This window comes from Nocardia sp. NPDC058633 (genome assembly GCF_042717045.1).
Taxonomy (GTDB): Bacteria; Actinomycetota; Actinomycetes; order Mycobacteriales; family Mycobacteriaceae; genus Nocardia.
Map to the genome: position 1 here is coordinate 60,941 of NZ_JBHXRA010000005.1, position 21,809 is coordinate 82,749.

Consider the following 21,809-nt stretch of genomic DNA (forward strand, 5'->3'; position numbering starts at 1 on the left):
CATCCGTTTGTCGCACGATTGCCCTCAACCGTCGGAGTGTAGGTGCGAAAAAGGTGATCGGCGCAGGTCCCCGGCCTCGTGCCGACCTCACCGTCGAACGCCGTCGGTGTGAGAACCGGACAGGGCAACCCTGATTGCTTGCCCTGACCGAACAACAGCTAGCGTTAGCGCAAGTGCACCTGTGCCGACCGCATCGGTGCCTACGGTTCTAGCCTGAGAGGGATCCTTCCGTGCCCGCTGAGAACATCACCAACGTCACCGAAGACGCCAAAGCGGGGCTGTATTACCCCGGTGGCGAGTTCCCGATCTCGGTCACCAAGGCCGCGGAGGGTAACGACGGGCTCGACTTGGGCAAGCTGCTGGCCAGCACCGGTTACGTCACCTACGACCCCGGTTTCATGAACACCGCGTCGACCAAGTCGGCCATCACCTACATCGACGGTGAAGCGGGCATCCTGCGCTACCGCGGTTACCCGATCGACCAGCTGGCGGGCCGCTCGACCTTCATCGAGGTCAGCTACCTGCTCATCTACGGTGAGCTGCCGACCCAGGCCCAGCTCGACGACTTCACCGATCGCATCCGTCGCCACACCCTGCTGCACGAGGACCTCAAGCGGTTCTTCGACGGCTTCCCGCGCAACGCGCACCCCATGCCGGTGCTGTCGTCGGCGGTGAACGCGCTGTCGGCGTACTACCAGGACTCCCTCGACCCGCGCGATCCCGAGCAGGTCGAGCTGTCGACCATCCGCCTGCTGGCGAAGCTGCCGACCATCGCGGCGTACTCGTACAAGAAGTCGGTCGGTCAGCCGTTCCTCTACCCCGACAACTCGCTGTCGCTGGTCGAGAACTTCCTGCGGATGACCTTCGGGTTCCCGGCCGAGCCCTACGAGGTCGACCCCGAGGTCGCCGCCGCGCTCGACATGCTGCTGATCCTGCACGCCGACCACGAGCAGAACTGCTCCACCTCGACCGTGCGCCTCGTCGGTTCCTCCGACGCCAACCTGTTCACCTCGGTCTCCGGTGGCATCAACGCGCTGTGGGGCCCGCTGCACGGCGGCGCCAACCAGGCCGTGCTCGAGATGCTCGACGAGATCAAGGCCAACGGCGGCGACGTCAAGGAATTCATCCGCAAGGTCAAGAACAAGGAAGACGGCGTGAAGCTCATGGGCTTCGGGCACCGCGTCTACCGCAACTACGACCCGCGCGCGACGCTGGTCAAGCAGGCCGCCGACAAGATCCTGTCGAAGATCGGTGGCGACGACCAGCTGCTCGACATCGCCAAGCAGCTCGAAGAGGCCGCCCTCACCGACGACTACTTCGTGTCGCGTCGCCTGTACCCGAACGTCGACTTCTACACCGGCGTGATCTACCGCGCCATGGGCTTCCCGACTCGTATGTTCACCGTGCTGTTCGCGATGGGCCGACTGCCGGGCTGGATCGCGCACTGGCGTGAGATGCACTCCGAGCCGCTGAAGATCGGCCGTCCGCGCCAGATCTACACCGGCTACGGTGAACGCGACTACCGTGCGATCGACAACCGTTAGTCATTGTCTGTTGGACAACGCAATCTATCGAAGGGGATAGCCCGCATGACCAAGCCGGAGATCGATTTTCAGGAGGGCCCCGCGCCCACCGAGCTCGTTATTACCGACCTCATCGAGGGCGAAGGCAAGGAAGCGGTGGCCGGTGGCACCGTCGAGGTGCACTACGTCGGCGTCGAGTTCGACAACGGTGAGCAGTTCGACTCCTCCTGGGACCGCGGCGAATCCATCACCTTCCCGCTGCGCGGCCTGATCCAGGGCTGGCAGGACGGCATCCCCGGCATGAAGGTCGGCGGCCGTCGTCAGCTGGTCATCCCGCCGGAGCTCGCCTACGGCGCGGCCGGTGGTGGCCACGCGCTGTCGGGCAAGACCCTGGTCTTCGTGATCGACCTGCTCGACGCGCGCTGATCCAGCTTTCCCGGCCCGTGCTTCCCTGAGGGAGGCGCGGGCCGTTGCTGTTTCAGGGGTACGGGCTCGGAGCCATCGGGCCGCCGGGTAATGTGCCCCGCGTATGACGGAGCCCCGATGGCTCCCGTGTGATTCGTTTCCAATGCGTTGTCCATGACAGTGACTTGTTCGATTCGCCCGGGGCCGGGTTCTTCGGGAGTTTCGGGAGGGAGATTCTCGATCATGTTCCAACACAAGGTTGTTCGCCGTGCGCTGGCCGTGGCGTTGCCCGTTGCGGTGGCGGTGAGCCTGGCCGGGGTTTCGTCGGCGGAGGCCGATCAGCAGACCCAGTACGCGGCAGGACTGTCGAGTACCGGGCAGGGATATCGCACCGCCGTCGCGCCGGATCTGCGCACCGTTTCCGCCTCGGTCGACGAGGGCCGATTCTTGCTCGCACCCGACCTGGGCCGGGTGGTCGTGGAGTCGGCGACCGGCGATCCGATCGGGGAGATCCCCACCTCGTTCACCACGGTCAGCGGCAATGTGATCGCCATGGCCACCGAGATCGCCGCCGATGGGCGAAGCATGACGGTGACACCGCGACCCTCGGAAGCGGCGAGCGCCGAACTGAAGACCATCGCGACCACGCCCACCGCGCAATTCCCCGACCCGGTCCACAACGCCGCCGCCATCGGCGCCGGCGTCGGGGCGCTCATCGCGGCCGTCGTGTGTATCCCGATGATCACCACGATGATCCTCTACCTGCCGTGCGTCGGCCTGGTGGGTCTGCCGAACGCGTTGATCGGCGCGTTGATCGGTGCGGTGGTGGGGGTGGCTGCGCCGGACATCATCCCGCAGGTCCTGCCCTGAGCGTGAAAAAAGTTGCGGCCCGGTCGATATCGACCGGGCCGTAGTTCGTTCACTCGCGAACGACCTCCACCGGGTCGGTGAGAGCCAGCGCGAGCGCGGACTGCTGGGACTGGCCGCGTGGAGGCAGTGCTTCGAGGGCCTTGGCGGTCTGGTTGTTGAGATTGCCGACGATGTTCTGCATGGCACCGACGCCGCCGGTGAGTTGTTCGATGGCGGAAACCAGCTGGGCGCCGCCCTGTTCGGCGAGGGTGGGCAGGCCTTCGGCGAGTTCGGCGCCCTGGGTGAGCTGGTCACGGGCGCTGTTGAGGCGGGCCACGACGGTGCGCAGGAGTGTGCCGAGGTCGGTGTTGGGATCGACTGCGGCGCCGGTCAATTCGCCGAGTCCCGCGAGCTGGGTGCCTGCTTGGTTCGACACGCCGCGAAGTGCTTCCAGCTTGGTGATGATGTCGGCGAGCTGGGGGTCACCCGCGAAGGGCAGGGCCTTCAGCAGCGGCAGGATCTGGTCGAGGCCCGAGCCCACGGCGGTCGCGCCGGCCTGGACGCCGGCGATGGTGATACCGGTAGCGCCCAGGGCGTCGGCCAGTTGGGTGGCCTGCTTCGCGGCGCCGTCGACGGTTTGATTCAACAACTCGATGGCCGAAGTGAGCTGGCCGGCGCCCTCTTTCGCGTAATCGAGGAAGCCGAGCATCTGTTCGGCGCCGCCGCTGAACTGGTTCGCACCGTCGGCGGCGGCGTTCACACCCGCGCTGAGCAGCTGGGCGGTGAACTGGACCGAGGTCATCTGGTTGCGTGCCTGCGAGACCGCGGCCAGGGCGGCGTCCACCCCGGACGCGCCGATCCGATGGGTCACCACGTCGACCGCGCCGTTCACGGTGTCGGCGTCGGCGTCGTCGTGGGTGGTGACGGTGACCTTGGCGCGCTGGGGATCCGGGGTGGCGAGGGTGGCCATCGACGCGGTGAGATCGGCGGGCAGGGTGATCACGGCGGCGTAGTCGCCTTCATCGATCTCACCGGGCTCGGCGACGGTCCACTCGTAGCCGCCCGCGTCCTGGACAGCCTTGGCCACGCGCTCACCGGTGGGGCCGGAATCCGCGTTGACGAGCGCGATCCCGGTCGGTGCTGTGTCCTTGCCCGTGCAGGCGACAGCACCGCCCGCGATGGCGAGGGCAGTGGCGAGGCAGAGCAGGCGGGCGCGTTTGTCGATCACATCGGCGACGGTATCCCCGGACTTCGCTGTCGGCGGTGGGAGGACTCTGAGAGTTCGTTGAGGAAGGGCCGGTGTGCCGATAGCTGCCGGTGTGCCGAAGCGGCCGCGCCCTCGATCGCCGATCGATAGCCGAAATATCAAACTATGCCTTGTGTCACAACAGGTTACGCAACACGGTGGTGGTTCGGTACAACTCTCGAGTCAATCGACATCGAGATTTTTTCGATTCGTCCGGGGGGTTCGGGGATTCTTCGGAAGCATCGGGAGGGAGAACCGAATATGTTCAACCACACCATCACTCGCGCGGGTCGCCGCGCCGTCTTCGCCGTACTGCCGCTGGCCGTCGCCGCCTCGCTCGTCACCACGGGCACCGCGGCCGCCGACGTCACCGCCGAGCGTCAGGGCGAGATCGCCACCGCGCTCGGTAGCGAAGGCGTTTCCGAGGGCGTCGGCTACAAGACCGTCGTCTCGCCGGACCTGCGCAGCATCTCCGCGACCGTCGACAACGGCACCTTCGTGCTCTCGCCCGACTCCACCAACGTCGCCGTCGTCTCCGCCACGGGCGCCAAGGTCAGCGAGCTTCCGCTGACGCTGGCCACCACCGGCGGCAACAACGTCGTGCTGGCTTCGGTCATCTCCGAGGACGGTCGCACCCTGCAGATCGCCCCGCAGCTGTCCGCCGCCACCACCGACGAGCTGAAGAGCATCGCCACCAACCCCGCGGCCGGCAACCACGACCCCGTCCAGAACGGTGCGGCCGCCGGTGCCACCATCGGCTTCCTGACCGCGGCGATCCTGTGCATCCCCGCCCTGGCCGCGTTCATCGTCGGCTACTTCTTCTGCGCGTTCACCTCGGGCGTCTCGTTCGCGATCACCGGCGCGGTGCTCGGTGCGGTCATCGGCCTGGTCATCCCGGAGTCGATCCCGCAGGTTCTGCCCTGATAACAGCTTCAGTCGCTGCGCGTTAACTGTGCGGTAGTCTCGCGAGTATCTTCACCCGTGCCGGTCAGGCGCGGAACTCACGAGAGTGGAGGTTCGATGTCCGACACCGACGATGTCAAAGCCAAGGCCAAGGCCGAGGGCGAGAAGATCGAGGCGGAAGCGAAGAAGGCAGCGGCCACCGTGAAGGAAGCTGCCGAGCGCGCGGCGGGCAGAGTGAAGGGCGCTTTCAACAGCGACAAGTAGTAGCGAGCTCGGCCCCGCACCCACCATCGGGATGGGTGCGGGGCTTTCGTGTTCCTACCAGGCCGGGCGAGCGGGCAGGTCGATCACGAGGCGGGCGCCGCCGAGCGGACTGTCCTCGAAGTACGCCAGCCCACCGTGCAACTGCGCCTGCTGGGCGACCAGCGCGAGGCCGAGACCCGAACCGCCCTTGGCGGCGTTGGTGCCACGCGCGAACCGCGCGAACACCGCCTCGCGTTCGCCTGGCGTGACCCCGGTGCCGTTGTCGTCGACGGCGATGACGATCCGACCGTGCGCGGTGCGGTGCGCCGAGACCACGGCGGCGGTGGCGCCGCCGTGCTTCACCGAATTGGTGAGCGCGTTGTCGACGGCCAGGCGCAGACCCGCGGGCAGGCCGCGGGTCACCAGTTCGGCGTCGGTCTCGATGCGCACCGTCAGTCCGGGATTGTGGCGCATGGCGTCGTGGGCGGCCTGGTCGCACAGATCGGCGACATCGGTGGGCACGTGGTCGGTTTCGGCGGTGAGGTCGCCGCGGGCGAGCCGTTCCAGCGCGGACAGGGTGGTTTCCACCCGGGTCTCGTTGCGGGCGAGGTCGTCGAGGATCTCGCGGCGCTGTTCGTCGGTGAGGTCGAGGGTGCGCAGGACCTCGAGGTCGGTGCGGATCGCGGTGAGCGGGGTGCGCAGTTCGTGTGCGGAGACGGCGGCGAAATCGCGGGCCGTCTCCAGGGCGGCCGCGGTCTCGGCCTGGGCCTGGTCGACGCGGGCCAGCATGGTGTTCACCGCCTCGGCCAGCTTCACCGCCTCGTCGACCCCGGAACCGTCGACCGGTCGGTCGTGCGCGTCCGGCTCGCCGACGGCGCTGCGGGCCGACACCTGCCTGGTCAGCTTCACGATCGGGCCGACGGCGCGCCCGGCGAGCAACCAGCCCAGCGCCGCCGCGGCCGCCACCGCGATCGCCGCACCCGCGAGTACCCAGCGTTGCTGGTCGTCGGTCGCCTTGGTCGCCTCGGTGGTGGGAATCGCGAGGGAGACGGTGCGGCCGGCGGGCTGGTTCTCGGTGGTGGTGAGTACCCGGTAGGGCTGCTCGTCCAGCACGACGGTCTGCGAGCCCGGCGGCAGGTCAGGCAGCTGGGTCGAGCTCGACGCGGTCACCTGGCCGTCGTCGCGCACGGTGAGCGCCATGGTGTTCTGCAAGCCGGTCAGATTCACGAATCCGGTGGCGAGTACCGGTTCGATCAGCACGATGCGCGAAGCGATTTCCAGTTGTTGATCGGTTTGGGTGACATTATTGCGTTCGATTGCCTGAAAACCGACGAAAGCGGCGATCGTGACGATGACGACCGCACCCGCCGCAGCCGCTCCCGCGACTCTTGTTCGCAGCGAAAAGGATTGTCTGCGACGACGTTTCGGTGGACCGGAGATCATTTCGATTCCCGGAGGACGAACCCCACCCCGCGAATCGTGTGCAAAATCCTTGGCGTGTCATCTATTTCGAGTTTTCTGCGCAGGTATCCGACGAATACGTCGACCACATTCGTATCGGCTATGAAATCGTAACCCCACACCAATTCCAGCAGGCGTTCGCGCGTCAACACCACACCGGCATTCCTGGCCAGCGTGGACAGCAATTCGAATTCCCTTTTGGTGAGCTCGATTTCGCGCCCGTGCAGGAGTGCGCGATAGCCCGCGACATCGACCAGCAGTGGACCGACGGTCAGCGCACCGGGTGCCACGGGGTCGGGCGTGTCGGTGCGACGGCGCAGCAGGGCCTTGATCCTGGCCACCAGCTCCGCCAACTCGAAGGGCTTCACCAGATAGTCGTCGGCGCCCGACTCGAGGCCCGCGATCCGGTCGTCCACCGACGCCCGGGCGCTGAGCACGCAGATGGGCACGTCGTTGCCCATCGCGCGCAGGGCGGTGACCACGCCCGCGCCGTCGAGCACCGGCATGTTCATGTCGAGGACCACCGCGTCGGGGGCATGCTCGGTGACGGCCCGCAGCGCGGCCCCGCCGTCGCGTGCGACCAGCACCCGGAACCCGGACAGCCGAAGGCCCCGTTCGACGGAGGCGAGGACATCCTCGTCGTCATCGACGACCAGGACGGTAGAGGGAGTCACACCCGTGAGCCTATATTCCGGCGACCCGGGGGCCGCGTGGTCTCGGCCTGTCGGCCTGCGGGGCAGCGACGTCCCGCGGTCACGGGGTGGGGGAGACCTGGTCGCTGTCGGGGGTCTGGTTGCCCAGCGGCGGGTTGGCCAGGATGCGGTCGGCGAGGGCGGTGAGGACGTGGGGGTCCTCGATGGTGGCGGGGGTTTCCACGTGTTCACCGGCGGTGAGCTGGCGGATCGTCTTGCGCAGGATCTTGCCGGAGCGGGTCTTGGGCAGACCGGTGACGATGATCGAATCGTGCAGGGTGGCGATCGCGCCGATCTGGGCGCGCACCCGGGCGTCGAGTTCGGCGCGCAACTGCTGCTGATCGATGTCGACACCCTGCTTGAGCACGACATACGCCAGCGGGAGGCTGCCCTTGAGCTCGTCGGGCATGCCGATCACCGCGCACTCGGCCACGGCCTCGTGCCCGGCGATGGCGGCCTCGATGCTGCCCGCCGACAGGCGGTGACCGGCGATATTGATCACGTCGTCGCTGCGGCCGAGGACGTAGAGGTAGCCGTCCTCGTCGAAGTAGCCGGAGTCGCCGGTGAGGTAGTGGCCGGGGAAGGCCGACAGGTACGAGCGGACGAAGCGGTCCCGGTCGCGCCACAGCCCGGTCAGGCAGCCGGGCGGCAGCGGCAGCCCGATGACGATGTTGCCCTCGGTCCCGGCGGGCACCGCGTTGCCGTTCGCGTCGAGCACGCGCAACCGGTAGCCGGGCACGGGCACACTCGCCGAACCGGGTTTGACGGGCAGTTGCTGCAGGCCGAGCGGGTCGGCGCAGATCGGCCAGCCGGTCTCGGTCTGCCACCAGTGGTCGACCACCGGGGTGTCGGGGTGGTCGGCGAGCAGGGTGTTCGTCGCCCAGTCGAAGGTGGCCGGATCGAGGCGCTCGCCCGCGCAGAACAGCGCCCGCAACCGGGACAGGTCGTGGCGCCGGGCCGCGGTGGCGTCGGGGTCGGCGCGGCGGATCGCGCGCAAGGCGGTCGGCGCGGTGAACAGCACCCGCACGTCGTGCTCGTCGACGATCCGCCAGAACGCGCCCGCGTCCGGGGTGCCGACGGGTTTGCCCTCGTAGAGCACGGTCGTCGCGCCGACCAGCAGGGGCGCGTAGACGATGTAGGAGTGGCCGACGACCCAGCCCACATCGGAGGCGGCCCAGAACACCTGTCCGGGGCCGACGTCGTAGATATTGCGCATCGACCAGGCCAGCGCGACCGCGTGTCCGCCGTTGTCGCGCACCACGCCCTTCGGCTTTCCGGTGGTGCCGGAGGTGTAGAGGATATAGAGCGGATCGGTGGCGGCCACCGAGACCGGATCGGCGGGCGCCACACCGTCGACGCAGGCATCCCAATCGACCCAGCGGGCGGCGACTGTCTGCTCCGAGGACGGCAGCACATCGGTGGCGGGCAGGGCGGCGGGGAACTCGATCGTGGTGAACTCGGGTCGCTGCTTGACGATCACCGTACGCACCGACGCGGTCTCGGCGAGATCGAGCGCGGCCATCACGATCGGCGGGTAGTCGACGCGGCGGTGGGGTTCGAGCCCGCCCGAGGCCGTCACGATCAGGACCGGTTCGGCGTCGTCGATCCGGGCGGCCAGTTCGGGCGCGGCGAACCCGCCGAACACCACCGAGTGCACCGCGCCGATGCGGGCGCACGCCAGCATCGAGATCACCGCTTCGGGGATCATCGGCAGATAGATCACCACCCGATCACCGGCCACCACGCCCAGATCGCGCATGGCACCGGCGAACTCGGCCACTTTGTCGAGCAATTCGGCGTAGGTATAAATCGTGGTGGTGTCCGTCATAGCGGAGACATATATGAGGGCGGGTTGATCGGCGTGTCCACCCTGGTCGACGGTTCCGGCCCGAACGTGCCGATCGAGGGCGTTCACACAGGTATTGAGTCGGGCATCGGGGAACCACCGGGCCGACCGCTTGTCGGCGGCATCGACGATCTGCTGCGGTTCGACATCCCACTCGATGCTCTGAGCTGCGGCGGACCAGAAGTCGGCTGGGTCGACCAGGCTGGTCTGATAGACCGGCCGGTACTCGTGTTCGGTGTCCAACCCCGTGACTCCCTAGCCTCGCTTCGATGCCCGCTCGATAGATCCAGATGATTGTGGCAGACTTCACGCGACACCCGAGGGGGTGCCGCGACCTTTGGTTTTGCCTACAACAGGCTGGTCATGGAGCGGACCTCGACCGGGAGTCAGCCAAGAAGTTATTGATCCGTTAGAATCCGATGTCACTTATTCGGGCAGTCGTAGACGCAATTTCTCGGCCAGCCGTAGTTCTCGGCCAGCAGCCACTGGCGAGCCACCATCGCGCCTGTGGAGGTTCGCCTCAGGTGCACGGTACGAGGCCAGTTTGGAAAGTGAGTGGGAGATGCGTGACGCCGCTAGGTCCGGCAGCAAACGCTGGGCGCTCGGCAACTGGGACCTGCGTTGGAAGGTTACGGCCGTGCTTGCCGTGCCACTCGCGGTCGCGGTCGGGCTCGGCGTGTCGAGAATTACCTCCGAGTTCTCGGAGGCCAACCGGCTCTCCAGTATCCAAGAGCAGGTCGACACGATCCCGTCGGTCACCGCGCTGAGCGCTGCCACGGCGAAGGTGGCCGGCAGCCAGCTGGTGCCCGCCGGTCCGGGGGTCACCCTGGTCACCGACAAGGACCTCTCCGATCTGGACGCCGCGGTCGCCGTGGCCGAAGGATCGCTCGGGCGGTTGACCGATCTGCAGACCGCGCATGTCGCGCTCGAACGGATGGTCAAGCAGGCCAAGAACGTGCGCGCGCAGGGCAAGGCGCTGTCGTCGTCCGCCGAGCCGGTGCTGGCCGGGGTCGAGCAGATGACCCAGGACAGCGTCAGCATCGTGGAAACCACCATCGCTCAGGTGAGCGATCCGGTGATGGACACGGCCAAGCTGCGTCTGGTCGACTCGCTCAACACGCGTTCGGTGCTCGTCGACGAGCTCGCGGGTCTCTCCGAACTGCTGCGTGGCCTCGACACGGGAACGCAGAACTTCCTCACCGGTGTCGCGACCGAGCGCCATCTGCTCGACGTGCTGTCCAACCGCTTCGCCGACGGCGATCAGGTGATCGCCGACCTCAAGGCCCAGGCCGATGTCCGGCAGGGTCTGATCAGCGGTCCCGAGGTGGCGGCGGGCAAGCTGCCCGTCGGGGACATGCGTACCTCGCTCTACACGAGCCTCGTCGCCTACGAAGGCGTCGTGAACGAGGCCACCAAGGCCATCGAGGTCTCGATGAACGATCTCACCAGCGCCGCCGCCACCGGCGCCTGGACATACACCGCGGTCGTCATCGCGACGATCCTGGCCGCGCTGCTGCTGGCCGTGTTCGTCGCCCGCTCGATGATCGTGCCGCTGCACCGCCTTCGCCTGGCCGCGCTGCGCGTGGCCGAATCCGATCTGCCGCACGAGGTCGCCCAGCTCCGCAACGGCGCCGCGCCCGAGGACGTGCCGCTGGAGCCGATGCCGGTGCGCTCCGACGAGGAGATCGGCCAGCTGGCCCGCGCCGTCGACGATATCCACGGTCAGGCGCTGCGCCTGGCGAGTGATCAGGCGCAGATGCGTTCGCAGGTCAACGACATGTTCGAGACGCTGGCCCGTCGTTCCAAGTCGCTCGTCGACCATCAGCTCACCCTCATCGAGGCGATGGAATACGACGAGAAGGACCCGCGCCTGCTCGAGAACCTCTTCCGCTTGGACCACCTCGCGGCGCGCATGCGCCGTAACGGTGACAACCTGCTGATTCTCGCCGGTACGAAGCAGCGCCGCACCAAGTCGGCCCCGGTCGAGATCGCCGACGTGCTGCGCGCCGCGATCTCCGAGGTCGAGGACTACGAGCGGGTCAAGCTCGGCGCCACGCCGCGCGGCTCGCTGGTCGAGCCTGCCGCCTCCGATATGGCGCACCTGTTCGCCGAGCTGCTCGACAACGCCCTGCGGGCCTCCCCGCCGGAGACCGACGTCAAGTTCACCTTCGCCCAGGCGCACGACCAGGGCCTGCTGATCGAGGTCGCCGACCGCGGCATCGGTATGCCGCCCGCGGAGATGTCGGAGATCAACCACAGGCTCGAGCAGACCGCAGAGCCCGGCCCCGACACCGCCCGCCACATGGGCCTGTTCGTGGTCGGCCGACTGGCCGAACGCCACGGTCTCACCGTGCGTCTGCGCCCGACCTTCGATACCGCCCGCGATCCCGGCGTCACCGTCACCGTGCACGTGCCGGTCGGTCTGATCGTCGCGGTGGCAGGCGGGACCGTGATCCCGCCGCAGCAGTTGCAGAAGCAGCAGCCCGCACCACAGCAGCAGCCGCAACCGCAGCCGAGCACCATGCAGACCCGCGCGATCACCCGTACTCCGGGCGGCAACGTGATGGTCACGGTGGATCCCGGCGTCAGCGGGCCGACCCCGGCGGGTGCCGGTGGTGGGTTGCCGCAGCGTCAACCGGGTAACTCGATGGCTTCGGGCATGGCTCAGGACGCGACCGAGCAGTCGTCGCCGTCTCTGCGTCCGCCCGCGCCGGGTCAGGGCAACGTGCCGCAGCGCGGCAAGCTCGCCGCGGCGAGCCTGCCCAAGCGCAGTGTGTCGCCGGGCGGGCCGCCGCGTCCACCCGCCGGGCCGGGGCCGCAGGGCCAGGGTCCGCAGGGACAGGGTCCGCAGGGACAAGGCGAGCAGAAGCCCGGTGGGCCGCCGCAGGCCGGTGGTGGGTTGCCGCAGCGTCAGCCGGGTGCCAACGGTGCGCCGTCGCGGGATTCCGCGCAGCCGCCCGCCCAGCCGCCGCGTGATTCGGCACCGCCGCAGCGGGGGAGCACCCCCGGTGGTCTGCCCCAGCGTTCTCCGGGCGCCAACGGCGCTCCGCAGCGTGACCCGTCGGTCGGCCTACCCCAGCGTGATCCGTCGCCGCGTCTACCGCAGCGGGATCAGGCCGGTGGCTTGCCCCAGCGTGACCCGTCGACCGGTCTGCCCCAGCGTGAACAGTCCGGTGGTCTGCCGCAGCGTGAGCAGTCCGGTGGTCTGCCGCAGCGTGATCCGGCAGCGGGTCTGCCGCAGCGCGACGCCGCGAGTGCGCAGCGTGATTCGGCGCAGTCGGGCGGTCTGCCGCAGCGTGGCCAGGGAAGCGCTGCGCCGCAGCGTGATTCGGCGCCGCGTGATCCGTCGTCCGGACTTCCGCAGCGGGGCAATGCCGCCGGTGGTCTGCCGCAGCGCGATCCAGCGCCACGTCTGCCGCATCGGGATCAGTCCGGCGGTCTGCCGAGGCTCGATCAGACCGGTGGTCTGCCCCAGCGCGAGCAGTCCGGTGGTCTGCCCCAGCGTGATCCGTCGACCGGCCTGCCGCAGCGTGAGCAGACGGGCGGTCTGCCCCAACGCGACCCGTCCACTGGTCTGCCGCAGCGTGAGCAGTCCGGTGGTCTGCCCCAGCGTGATCCGTCGACCGGCCTGCCGCAGCGTGAGCAGTCCGGTGGTCTGCCGCAACGTGATCCGGCCAACGGACTCCCGCAGCGTGCCCAGCCCGCTCGTCCGGCCAACGGCCTGCCGCAGCGCGCGACCCCTGCGCCGCAGCAGGATCCGGCCGACAACGGTCTGCCGCAGCGCGCCCCGGCCGCTGGTCAACCGCAGCCGGCCGCGTCCAACGGACTGCACCAACGAGCCGCTGCGCCGAATGGGCTGCCGCAGCGCGATCCCGGGGCTAGTGTTGTACCGCAGGCGACCGCCGGGCCAGGAGTGGCTCTGCCGCAACGGGATCGGGACCCTGCGGGGCCGGAAAACGCTGCGTCGGCAGGGCGTGATCCGGGTCGGCACAGCTTCCGGTCCAACCCGGTCAAGGCTGCGTCGTTCTTCCAGACCAGGTTGCAGCCGGCACCGGAGGGTGATTCCGTGATGGGCGGAACGCCGATCTTCGCCGAGATGATGTCGGCGTGGCTCACGGACGAGAACTCCGACCGGAACCAAATGGCTGCCGCTTTCGAATCACCGGGTGACGAGGGATGGCAGGCAGCTCGGGCGGCCAGCGAAGCCCAGTCCGAGGTGCGAACCGCCGCCGGCTTGCCTCAGCGCAGTCCGGGCGGAAGGCTCGTGCCCGGTGGTGTGAGCGGCGCCGCCGATCGCACCCAACCCCAACGCGATCCCGCCACGATCCGCAACAGCCTGAGTCGTCACCAGCAGGGCGTCCGGGATGGCCGCGCAATGAAGGCAATGAACCTAACCGGAGATAAAGGAGACCGATGAACCCCGATCTAGGTGGTACGAACCGTCAGCTGGATTGGCTGGTTTCGAACTTCGCCAACGAGGTTCCTGGCGTAGCCCATGCCGTGCTGGTCTCGGCTGACGGACTCTTGATGGCCGCGAGCGCTCAGCTCCCGGTCGACCGCGCCGAGCAGCTCTCTGCCGTGACCGCCGGACTGGCCAGCCTTTCCGTCGGCGTGTCGAATCTGTTCGAAGGCGGTACGGTACTCCAGTCCGTCGTCGAGATGGAGCACGGTTACCTGCTGCTCATGGCAGTCGGCGACGGCTCGTATCTCGCAGTCCTGACCAACACCTCGTGTGATATCGGTCAGGTCGGCTACGAAATGGCACTTCTGGTCGAGCGCGTTGGCCAGACGGTCCAAGCCACGCCTCGCGTCACGATGGGTTCCTGATGGTGGGATGGACATAGACGATCACCGCATGGGGAGCGCCGAGCCCAGCCTCGTTCGCCCGTACTCCTTGACTGCCGGCCGCACCAGGCCGGCGGTCGAGTTGGCGTTGGAGGCACTCGTCGCATCGCATCCGGTCGCCATGGAGCGGCAGTACGAACTGAACAACCTCGAAACGTCCATCGTGGAGTTGTGCAGGCAATCGCCGTCCGTTGCCGAGATAGCTGCCCAGCTGTACATCCCGATCGGGGTGGCCCGGGTACTCGTAGCCGATCTGATCGAGGCCGGTCACGTCCGGGTTTCGGCAACTTTGAAAGACGATTCCAGCGACGATGAACGTCGCGAGCTGATCGAAAGGGTTCTCAGTGGACTCCGGCGTATTTGATTCGACGGCGCAGGTCGATACCCGCACGGCCAAGCCGACTTCGGCGAAGATTGTGGTCGCCGGCGGCTTCGGCGTGGGTAAGACCACGATGGTCGGCGCGGTGTCGGAGATCGTTCCGCTGCGCACCGAGGCGTTGGTCACCAACGCCAGTACCGGAATCGACAACCTGACCGGTATTCCGCAGAAGTCGACCACCACGGTGGCGATGGACTTCGGCCGCATCAGCCTCGCCGACGACCTGGTCCTGTACCTGTTCGGTACGCCGGGCCAGTACCGGTTCTGGTTCATGTGGGACGACCTGATCCGCGGCGCCATCGGCGCCGTGGTGTTGGTCGACACCCGCAGGCTCGAAGACAGCTTCGCCGCTGTCGACTACTTCGAGGCCCGCGGGCTGCCGTTCCTGGTGGCGCTCAACGAGTTCGACGACGCGCCGAAGTACCCGCTCGAGGACATCCGCCAGGCCTTGGCGGTTCCCGCCGACGTGCCGATCATGTCGATCGACGCCCGTCGCCGGGAACCGGCCAAGCAGGCCCTGGTCGCCTTGACCGAGTACGCGCTGCGCAAGGTCATGCAGGGCTACTGAACCGGTTTCCGGACGGAGACGGGGCTGCTGCGATGAAGGCCGCAGCCCCGCCCGCGTTCGTTCACGACTCGGGTTCGGGATCGGGCCGGGTCCAGCCGAGGATCATGGCAGGCGCACAGCCGCCGGCCATGATCGTGGCCAGCATCATCAGTCCGCCCGCGTAGGCGATGCGGTAGGCATCGGCGTGCGGCGAGAACGCGCTGCCGAAGATCAGGTACGCCAGTGGCGGCATGGTCAGGGATTGCGTGAGCGCGAGCCCCGCCGAGCGCGCCTTGTTGCGCTCGGCGACCTCCAGTTCGTCGAGCATCTGGTCGGGTGCGTGATCCTGGCCGCCCGAGGCGATCCGCAGCATGGTCCAGCTCGGCAGGAACAGCAGCGCCGAGACGACCGCGACCCCTGGCGCCCCGAACAGGTTCAACGCGCGCATCACTCCGGCGACCGCGATCCCGACCAGGGCGATCGTCACGAGGACCACGAGAATTCGCCGCCGCCGACGCGATCGCCAGCTCGTGAGCATTCCCGAGGTCCGCTGCTCCTGCACGAGCCAGCGCCGGACCCGGTAGTTCTGGTAGCGGTCGATGAGCGTGCTGGTCATGGCATTTCGCCTTTCGTACGTGGGTAGAGCTCGGCCGACAACGGCCCCAATTCCTTGCGGGAGAACACGACTTCGACCGGCAGCGCGAACACATCGCAGATGCGCATGGCCAGGTCGAGGCTCGGATAGTGATCGCCGCGCTCGAGCGCGCCGATCGTCTGGACATTGACATTGACGGCCTCGGCAAGCGCCGCCCGGCTCATCCGATGCTCCGCCCGCAACACCGCGATGCGATTGAAGATCGGCAGGGTTTCCCCTCGTCTGACTGGGCTCACCTAACATAGTGTTGTAAAAACACAATAGAAAGTCAAGATGTTCTAACACAGCGTCGCGATGTCGTGACCCACCTGAACAGGGTCCGGCTACGCTCACCACGTGCACATGTCGGCGGAAGAGCTGCTCGGCCAGTTACTCGACGCGGGTTCTTTCGTGAGTTGGGATCGCGCGCCGATCGAGCCCGCGGTGTCGCCTCGCTATCGGCAGGAGCTCATCGCCGCGGCCGATCGAGCGGGCACCGATGAGTCGGTGTTGACGGGGGAGGGGTTGTTGCGCGGCCGCCGGGTGGCGGTGATCGCCTGTGAGTTCGCGTTTCTGGCCGGGTCGATCGGGGTGGCCGCGGCCGAGCGGATCGTGCGCGCGGTCGAGCGCGCTACCGAACTCGGGCTGCCGTTGATCGCCTCGCCCACCTCCGGTGGCACTCGGATGCAGGAGGGGACAATCGCTTTCGTGCAGATGGTGAAGATCGCGGGCGCGGTGGCCGTGCACAAGACGGCGGGACACCCGTATCTGGTGTACCTGCGCGATCCTACGATGGGCGGGGTGTTCGCCTCATGGGGGTCGTTGGGGCACATCACCTTTGCCGAGCCCGGTGCGCTCATCGGGTTTCTCGGGCCCCGCGTGTACGAAGCCCTGTACGGCAGGCCTTTTCCGCCGGATGTGCAGACCGCGGAGAACCTCTACCGCAACGGCGTGATCGACGGTGTGGTGACGGTGGAGGTGTTCCGCCGCATCGCGCATCGGGCGATGAGCGTGGCAGGCGGGGACGTGGTCGCGGTGACGACCGAACCGGGTTGGGCCGCGCCGGTGCGTAGTCCGGCGACCGCGGCGAATCCGACTGCGAGCGCCTGGGATTCGGTGCTCAGTTCGCGCAGGCCCGGCCGACCGGGTATTCGCGATCTGCTTCGCCATACGACGCAACGGGTTCCACTCAGCGGTACCGGCCGAGGTGATTCCGATCGCACCGTGCTGCTCGCCCTCGCTCGCTTCGCCGGGCAACCGTGCGTCGTGTTCGGACACGATCGATCCGGTCAGGAGGGCGAGCACACCATGGGCCCGGCCGCCCTGCGCGAGGCGCGACGGGCGATGGTCCTCGCGCGCGAACTGCGTCTGCCGCTGGTGCTCGTCATCGACACCGTCGGTGCCGCCCTGTCCAAGGAGGCCGAGGAGCGCGGGCTGGCCCCCGAAATCGCGCGCTGTCTGGCCGATCTCGTCACTCTCGACACCCCGACCGTCTCCGTGCTGCTCGGCCAGGGCACCGGCGGCGGCGCGCTCGCGCTGCTGCCCGCCGACCGGGTACTCGCCGCCCGGCACGGCTGGCTCGCCCCGCTGCCACCGGAAGGGGCGAGCGCCATCGTGTTCCGTGATACCGCGCACGCACCGGAATTGGCTGCGGCGCAAGGCATCAGATCGGCCGATCTGCTCGGAGACGGTGTGGTGGACCGGATCGTCGAGGAGTACCCCGACGCCGCCGACGAACCGGTCGCCTTCGCTCGCCGCACCGTCCTCGCGATCGCCGCCGAGCTGGCAGCGCTGCGCGCCTGCGAACCCACACAACTGCGAGCGATGAGGCAGACCCGGTACCGGCGAATCGGGCTGGCCGGAGCCGGATACTGAGCTCTGGGCAATTCCCTGACCAGCGCCCCGTTTTGTGCCAGGGGGAAACACGCGACGCGCCGTCGTTGACGCCGCACCGAACCACTTCTACCTTCGAGTGGGTGACCTTCCGTAGTGAGAGCAGCCCTGTCCCCACCATCGTGCTCAATGACGGGAACGTGATCCCACAGCTCGGCTTCGGTGTGTTCCAGGTACCCGCGGAAGACGTCACCGGGGTGGTGGCCGAGGCGTTGAAGGTCGGCTACCGCAGTATCGACACGGCCGCGGTCTACGGAAACGAGGAAGGCGTAGGCCGCGCCCTCCGTGAATCGGGGATTGCTCGCGACGAACTCTTCGTCACCACCAAGCTGTGGAACTCCGAGCAGGGCTACGACAGCACCCTGCGCGCCTTCGACGCCAGCATGCAGCGGCTCGGCCTGGACTATCTCGACCTGTACCTGATCCACTGGCCCGTCCCGTCGGCCGGTCGCTTCGTCGACACGTTCCGCGCGTTCCAGGCGCTGAAGTCGCAGGGCCGAATCGGTTCGATCGGTGTCTCCAACTTCCGGGTGATCGATCTGGAGACCGTGATCGCCGAGACGGGTGAGATCCCCACGGTGAACCAGATCGAGTTGCATCCCACGCTTTCCCAGCGTGACCTGCGCCAATACCATGCCAATCACGCGATCGCCACCGAGGCGTGGAGCCCACTCGGGCAGGGCACTTTGCTCGACGATCCGACCATCGCCGCCATCGCGACCGCACTCGGTCGCACGCCCGCGCAGGTCATCATCCGGTGGCACCTGCAGTTGGGCAATATCGTCATCCCGAAGTCGGTCACGCCCTCGCGGATCGCCGAGAACTTCGACGTGTTCACCTTCGAGCTCGATGCCGCGGCGATGGAGTCGATCAACCGCCTCGACGTGGGCAAACGAGTCGGCGGCGATCCGGCGACGTTCAGCGCGGGGCTGGAATGACCCCGAGGTAGTCGGTCAGTTCGCGCGCGGCTGCCCGGCCCGCGCGGTTGGCGCCGATCGTGCTGGCCGAGGGCCCGTAGCCGATGAGATGCACGCGCGGGTCGACGGCCACCTGGGTCGCCAATCGCCCGGTCATGGTGATCCCGCCGCCGGGTTCGCGCAGCCGCAGCGGGGCCAAGTGGTCCAGGGAGCTGCGGAAACCGGTCGCCCACAAGATCACGTCGGCGGCCTGGAAACCGCCGTCTGCCCAGCGCACCCCGGCGGGTTCGATCCGCTCGAACATCGGCAACCGCCGCAGCGCACCCCGTTCGCGCGCGGCCCGCACCCGATCGTCGAGCAACAGACCCGTCACCGACACCACCGACCCCGGCGGCAGGCCGGCGCGCACGCGGTCTTCGACCAGTGCCACCGCGTCGCGCCCGTCCTGCTCGGCGAACGGCGTCTCCCGCCACCGCGGCTGCGACCGGGTGACCCATGTGGTGGAGGTCACGCGCGAGATTTCGTCGAGCAACTGCACCGCCGAGATTCCCCCACCCACGACGACCACGTGCTTGCCCACGAACTCGTCGGCGGTTCGGTAGTCGCGGGTGTGCAATTGGCGTCCGGCGAAGGTGTCGGCGCCCGGATAGCGGGGGATGAACGGGTGCTCCCAGGTGCCGGTGCCGTTGATCAGCCCCCGTACGCGCAAGGTGCCCGCGCCCTCGGTCTCGACCTGCAATATCTCGCCGCGGCCGGCGCAGCTGTGTCCGTCGGCGGTCCGATCACAGACCACCTGCACCGTCACCTGCCGCTGAACTCGCAGGTCGAAGCGCTTTTCGTAGAGCTCGTAATAGTGCGGCACCGCCGTGGCCGCGCGCGCCGACTCCGACCCCGCAGGCAGCGTCTCGGCGAAAGACATCCCCGGCAGATCGTGCACGCGGTTCACCGTGGTCAGGGTCAGCGAAGGCCATCGGAACTGCCAGGCGCCACCGGGACCGGGCGCGTGGTCGACGATGCGGAAATCCCGTTCGGGCACCAAGCCGAGCCGGCGCAGGTGGTAGCCGGCGGAGAGCCCGGCCTGGCCCGCGCCGACCACGAGGATGTCGAAATCCGTCACCGGAGAGCCTGCACGCCGCGGTGGCTCGGTGCGTCTGGGGCCGAACGAAGAGGAACCACAGCGGTCGATGCTATCGCCTACCGGGCGTTGTCGGTCGCCTGTGGCAGAGTGTGAACATTCACGAAACCGCTGATTCTGGGGAGGATGAATGCTCGGCGTGACCCGCGATGGTGATGTGATCACCATCGAATTGCAGCGCGAGGAACGGCGCAACGCGCTCAACGAGGACCTGGTCGGGCAGCTGCGCGCAGCGGTACTCGACGCGGTGGCCCACGGTGCGCGCGCCATCGTGCTCACCGGCCGTGGGCCGATCTTCAGTGCGGGTGCCGACCTGTCGGGGGTGTATTCCGAGTCGTTCCTCGGCGGCCTGCTCGACATGCTGCACACCATCGAATCCGTCCCGGTGCCGGTGATCTCGGCGATCAACGGCGGCGCGCTCGGCGCGGGGGTGCAACTGGCGCTGGCTTCGGACCTGCGGGTGATCGAGCCCGATGCCTACATCGCGGTGCCCGCCGCCAAGCTCGGCATCTCGGTGGATCGCTGGACGGTGTCGCGGCTGGCGGCCCTGATCGGCGGCGGCCCCGCCCGAACGATCCTGCTCGGCGCGGAATCGGTCTCCGCCGCGGACGCCTACGCCTACGGTTTCGCCAACAAGCTCGGCACCCTCGCCGACGCGCAGGACTGGGCGAAGTCGATCGCCGCGCTGGCGCCGCTGTCGCTGCGGGCCATGAAACTGATGCTCAACGACGACGGCACCGGCGATCCGGCGAGCGCGCAGCAGCGGGCCGCGCTGGAAGCCGCGTGGAGCAGCGACGACGCGAAAGAGGGCCGCCTGGCCCGGCAGGAGAAGCGTCCGGCGAAGTTCGTGGGCCGCTGATGCGGATCACGCGCCTGGCGGGTTCGATGGCGAGCACCTTCGGTCTCGCCTGGATGGCGCGCGCGGTGTGGGGGCTGCCCACCTCGCTCGGCGCGGGCCCGTCGGCGATCGCGCCGACCGCGGTCGGCAAGTCCTCCTACCGCGACGGCCGTTTCCACAACACCGAGCCCAGCTCCATGCTCGCCGCCGGAGCCGCACCGTCGCTGATCTGGTCGGGGATCACCAAGGGGCGGGTCGGTCGCCCGCGCAACCCCGTCCCGCTAGTCACCCCCGCGGCCCCGGAGCAGGCCGCCGAGCTCGCGGTGACCTGGTACGGGCATGCCAGCGCACTGGTCGAGATCGACGGCTACCGGGTACTGGCCGATCCGGTGTGGAGCGAACGGGTCTCCCCGTCCCCGGTCCTCGGCCCGGCCCGGCTCCACCCGGTCCCCGGCGAGCTGTCGCAGGTGCCGGTCGTCGACGCCGTGATCATCTCCCACGACCATTACGACCATCTCGACAAAGCCACCATCGACGAGCTCGTCCGCACCCAGCTCGCGCCGTTCGTCGTGCCGACCGGTATCGGCGCGCACCTGCGGCAGTGGGGCGTGCCCGAGTACCGGATCATCGAGCTGGACTGGGGTGGTTCGGTCTCGCTGGGGCGCGGCGCCGACGATCGGGGTCTCACCATCACCTGCGCCGAGGCCAGGCATTTCTCCGGCCGCGGGCTGGTCCGCAACACCACACTGTGGGCGTCGTGGGCGCTGTCGGGTCCGACCAAGCGGGTCTACTTCGGTGGCGACACCGGCTACACGAAGGCCTTCTCCCAGGCGGGCGCGGTGCTGGGCCCCTTCGATCTCACACTGCTGCCCATCGGCGCCTACGACGAGCGCTGGACCGATGTGCACATGAATCCCGAAGAGGCGGTGCGCGCGCACGCCGACCTGTGCCTCGGCGACGCCGGGTACGGACTGCTGGTCCCGATCCACTGGGCCACCTTCAATCTGGCCTTCCACGGCTGGTCCGAACCCGTCCGCAGACTGGTGTCGGCCGCCGAGAAAGCGGGTACCCCGGTGGTAGTGCCCAAGCCGGGCCAGAGGGTGGTTCCGAATGACCTCCCACCACGGGATTCGTGGTGGGAATATGTGGAGTGACCCTCCTCGCGAAAGGAACATCGGCAGATGAGTCTCGTGGATACCTTGAAGGGCTTGCTCGGTAAGGGCAAGGTAGCGGTCGAACAGAACGCCGACAAGATCAATGAAGCGGTCGACAAGGCCGGCACCTTCATCGATGACAAGACCAAGGGCAAGTACAGCGACAAGATCGAGAAGGGCAAGGACGCGGCCAAGAAGGTCGTGCCCCCGCAGGCAGGCCCCGGCACTGCCCCCGGCGGCCCCGCTCCGACAGATCCGGGACCCAAGGCCTGATTCGGCGCGGGGACCGGTAGACGGTC

General features: G+C 68.2%; 21 protein-coding genes. 14 read left to right on the plus strand and 7 right to left on the minus strand.

Annotated elements, in window-relative coordinates:
- The first annotated feature begins 230 nt into the window (after positions 1-230).
- The 3 genes from ACFWUR_RS07845 (at position 231) to ACFWUR_RS07855 (ending at position 2,798) form a co-directional block, all read left to right on the plus strand.
- The gene (locus ACFWUR_RS07845; RefSeq protein ID WP_378903642.1) at positions 231-1,544 is read left to right on the plus strand and encodes a citrate synthase; all 1,314 of its coding nucleotides are present in this window, start codon (positions 231-233) and stop codon (positions 1,542-1,544) included.
- A gap of 45 nt (positions 1,545-1,589) precedes the next feature.
- A complete protein-coding gene (locus tag ACFWUR_RS07850; RefSeq protein ID WP_378903645.1) occupies positions 1,590-1,949 on the plus strand; it encodes an FKBP-type peptidyl-prolyl cis-trans isomerase in 360 nt (119 codons plus the stop codon).
- Between the two features lie 222 nt (positions 1,950-2,171).
- Positions 2,172-2,798, plus strand: coding sequence for a hypothetical protein (locus ACFWUR_RS07855; protein WP_378903648.1), 627 nt, complete (start codon positions 2,172-2,174; stop codon positions 2,796-2,798).
- A gap of 49 nt (positions 2,799-2,847) precedes the next feature.
- Here ACFWUR_RS07855 and ACFWUR_RS07860 read toward each other — a convergent pair whose 3' ends face one another.
- Entirely contained in the window at positions 2,848-4,005 is a 1,158-nt protein-coding gene (locus tag ACFWUR_RS07860; RefSeq protein WP_378903651.1) for a YhgE/Pip domain-containing protein, read from the minus strand.
- 279 nt (positions 4,006-4,284) lie between these two features.
- Here ACFWUR_RS07860 and ACFWUR_RS07865 point away from each other — a divergent pair, with 279 nt between their 5' ends.
- The gene (locus ACFWUR_RS07865; protein WP_378903654.1) at positions 4,285-4,947 is read left to right on the plus strand and encodes a hypothetical protein; all 663 of its coding nucleotides are present in this window, start codon (positions 4,285-4,287) and stop codon (positions 4,945-4,947) included.
- 96 nt (positions 4,948-5,043) lie between these two features.
- Positions 5,044-5,190, plus strand: a complete 147-nt coding sequence (locus tag ACFWUR_RS07870) for a hypothetical protein (RefSeq protein ID WP_378903657.1) — start codon at positions 5,044-5,046, stop codon at positions 5,188-5,190.
- Positions 5,191-5,244: 54 nt separating this feature from the next.
- Here ACFWUR_RS07870 and ACFWUR_RS07875 read toward each other — a convergent pair whose 3' ends face one another.
- From ACFWUR_RS07875 to ACFWUR_RS07885, 3 genes are all read right to left on the minus strand, one after another.
- Complete coding sequence (locus tag ACFWUR_RS07875; protein WP_378903660.1) at positions 5,245-6,612, minus strand: sensor histidine kinase; 1,368 nt, start codon at positions 6,610-6,612, stop codon at positions 5,245-5,247.
- A complete protein-coding gene (locus tag ACFWUR_RS07880; RefSeq protein WP_378903663.1) occupies positions 6,609-7,304 on the minus strand; it encodes a response regulator transcription factor in 696 nt (231 codons plus the stop codon). Before ACFWUR_RS07880 ends, ACFWUR_RS07875 begins: the two co-directional genes overlap by 4 nt.
- A 79-nt stretch (positions 7,305-7,383) precedes the next feature.
- The gene (locus tag ACFWUR_RS07885) at positions 7,384-9,411 is read right to left on the minus strand and encodes an AMP-binding protein (RefSeq protein ID WP_378903666.1); all 2,028 of its coding nucleotides are present in this window, start codon (positions 9,409-9,411) and stop codon (positions 7,384-7,386) included.
- 319 nt (positions 9,412-9,730) lie between these two features.
- On the opposite strand from ACFWUR_RS07885, the gene ACFWUR_RS07890 reads away from it, so the two are divergent.
- The 4 genes from ACFWUR_RS07890 to ACFWUR_RS07905 are packed head-to-tail and all read left to right on the plus strand — an operon-like array spanning position 9,731 to position 14,960.
- Positions 9,731-13,585 carry an ATP-binding protein gene (locus ACFWUR_RS07890; protein WP_378903669.1) on the plus strand — a complete coding sequence of 1,285 codons (3,855 nt, stop codon included), beginning with the start codon at positions 9,731-9,733 and terminating at the stop codon, positions 13,583-13,585.
- Positions 13,582-13,995: a roadblock/LC7 domain-containing protein gene (locus ACFWUR_RS07895; RefSeq protein ID WP_011207200.1), complete on the plus strand. Its 414-nt coding sequence runs from the start codon at positions 13,582-13,584 to the stop codon at positions 13,993-13,995. The genes ACFWUR_RS07890 and ACFWUR_RS07895 overlap by 4 nt, the downstream gene beginning before the upstream one ends.
- A gap of 7 nt (positions 13,996-14,002) precedes the next feature.
- The gene (locus tag ACFWUR_RS07900) at positions 14,003-14,377 is read left to right on the plus strand and encodes a DUF742 domain-containing protein (protein ID WP_056818578.1); all 375 of its coding nucleotides are present in this window, start codon (positions 14,003-14,005) and stop codon (positions 14,375-14,377) included.
- The gene (locus tag ACFWUR_RS07905; RefSeq protein WP_174551063.1) at positions 14,358-14,960 is read left to right on the plus strand and encodes an ATP/GTP-binding protein; all 603 of its coding nucleotides are present in this window, start codon (positions 14,358-14,360) and stop codon (positions 14,958-14,960) included. Before ACFWUR_RS07900 ends, ACFWUR_RS07905 begins: the two co-directional genes overlap by 20 nt.
- Before the next feature lie 61 nt (positions 14,961-15,021).
- Here the strand turns inward: ACFWUR_RS07905 and ACFWUR_RS07910 are convergent, their stop codons facing one another.
- On the minus strand, positions 15,022-15,555 hold the full coding sequence (locus ACFWUR_RS07910) for a hypothetical protein (RefSeq protein ID WP_378903672.1): 534 nt from the start codon (positions 15,553-15,555) through the stop codon (positions 15,022-15,024).
- Positions 15,552-15,830, minus strand: coding sequence for a helix-turn-helix transcriptional regulator (locus ACFWUR_RS07915; RefSeq protein WP_378903675.1), 279 nt, complete (start codon positions 15,828-15,830; stop codon positions 15,552-15,554). Before ACFWUR_RS07915 ends, ACFWUR_RS07910 begins: the two co-directional genes overlap by 4 nt.
- Positions 15,831-15,936: 106 nt before the next feature.
- Here ACFWUR_RS07915 and ACFWUR_RS07920 point away from each other — a divergent pair, with 106 nt between their 5' ends.
- Together ACFWUR_RS07920 and ACFWUR_RS07925 are read left to right on the plus strand one after the other, a co-directional pair.
- Positions 15,937-17,448 (plus strand): carboxyl transferase domain-containing protein, encoded by a 1,512-nt coding sequence (locus tag ACFWUR_RS07920; RefSeq protein WP_378904176.1) that lies wholly within the window; start codon positions 15,937-15,939, stop codon positions 17,446-17,448.
- 101 nt (positions 17,449-17,549) lie between these two features.
- Complete coding sequence (locus ACFWUR_RS07925; RefSeq protein WP_378903678.1) at positions 17,550-18,404, plus strand: aldo/keto reductase; 855 nt, start codon at positions 17,550-17,552, stop codon at positions 18,402-18,404.
- On the opposite strand, the gene ACFWUR_RS07930 is transcribed toward ACFWUR_RS07925, so the two are convergent.
- On the minus strand, positions 18,385-19,500 hold the full coding sequence (locus ACFWUR_RS07930) for an NAD(P)-binding domain-containing protein (protein ID WP_378903681.1): 1,116 nt from the start codon (positions 19,498-19,500) through the stop codon (positions 18,385-18,387). The two genes, ACFWUR_RS07925 and ACFWUR_RS07930, sit on opposite strands and share 20 nt — an antisense overlap.
- 148 nt (positions 19,501-19,648) lie before the next feature.
- Here ACFWUR_RS07930 and ACFWUR_RS07935 point away from each other — a divergent pair, with 148 nt between their 5' ends.
- The 3 genes from ACFWUR_RS07935 to ACFWUR_RS07945 are packed head-to-tail and all read left to right on the plus strand — an operon-like array spanning position 19,649 to position 21,783.
- A complete protein-coding gene (locus ACFWUR_RS07935) occupies positions 19,649-20,377 on the plus strand; it encodes an enoyl-CoA hydratase (RefSeq protein WP_378903684.1) in 729 nt (242 codons plus the stop codon).
- Positions 20,377-21,510 carry an MBL fold metallo-hydrolase gene (locus tag ACFWUR_RS07940; protein WP_378903687.1) on the plus strand — a complete coding sequence of 378 codons (1,134 nt, stop codon included), beginning with the start codon at positions 20,377-20,379 and terminating at the stop codon, positions 21,508-21,510. Before ACFWUR_RS07935 ends, ACFWUR_RS07940 begins: the two co-directional genes overlap by 1 nt.
- A 27-nt stretch (positions 21,511-21,537) precedes the next feature.
- On the plus strand, positions 21,538-21,783 hold the full coding sequence (locus ACFWUR_RS07945) for an antitoxin (RefSeq protein WP_301904870.1): 246 nt from the start codon (positions 21,538-21,540) through the stop codon (positions 21,781-21,783).
- Positions 21,784-21,809 lie beyond the last annotated feature (26 nt).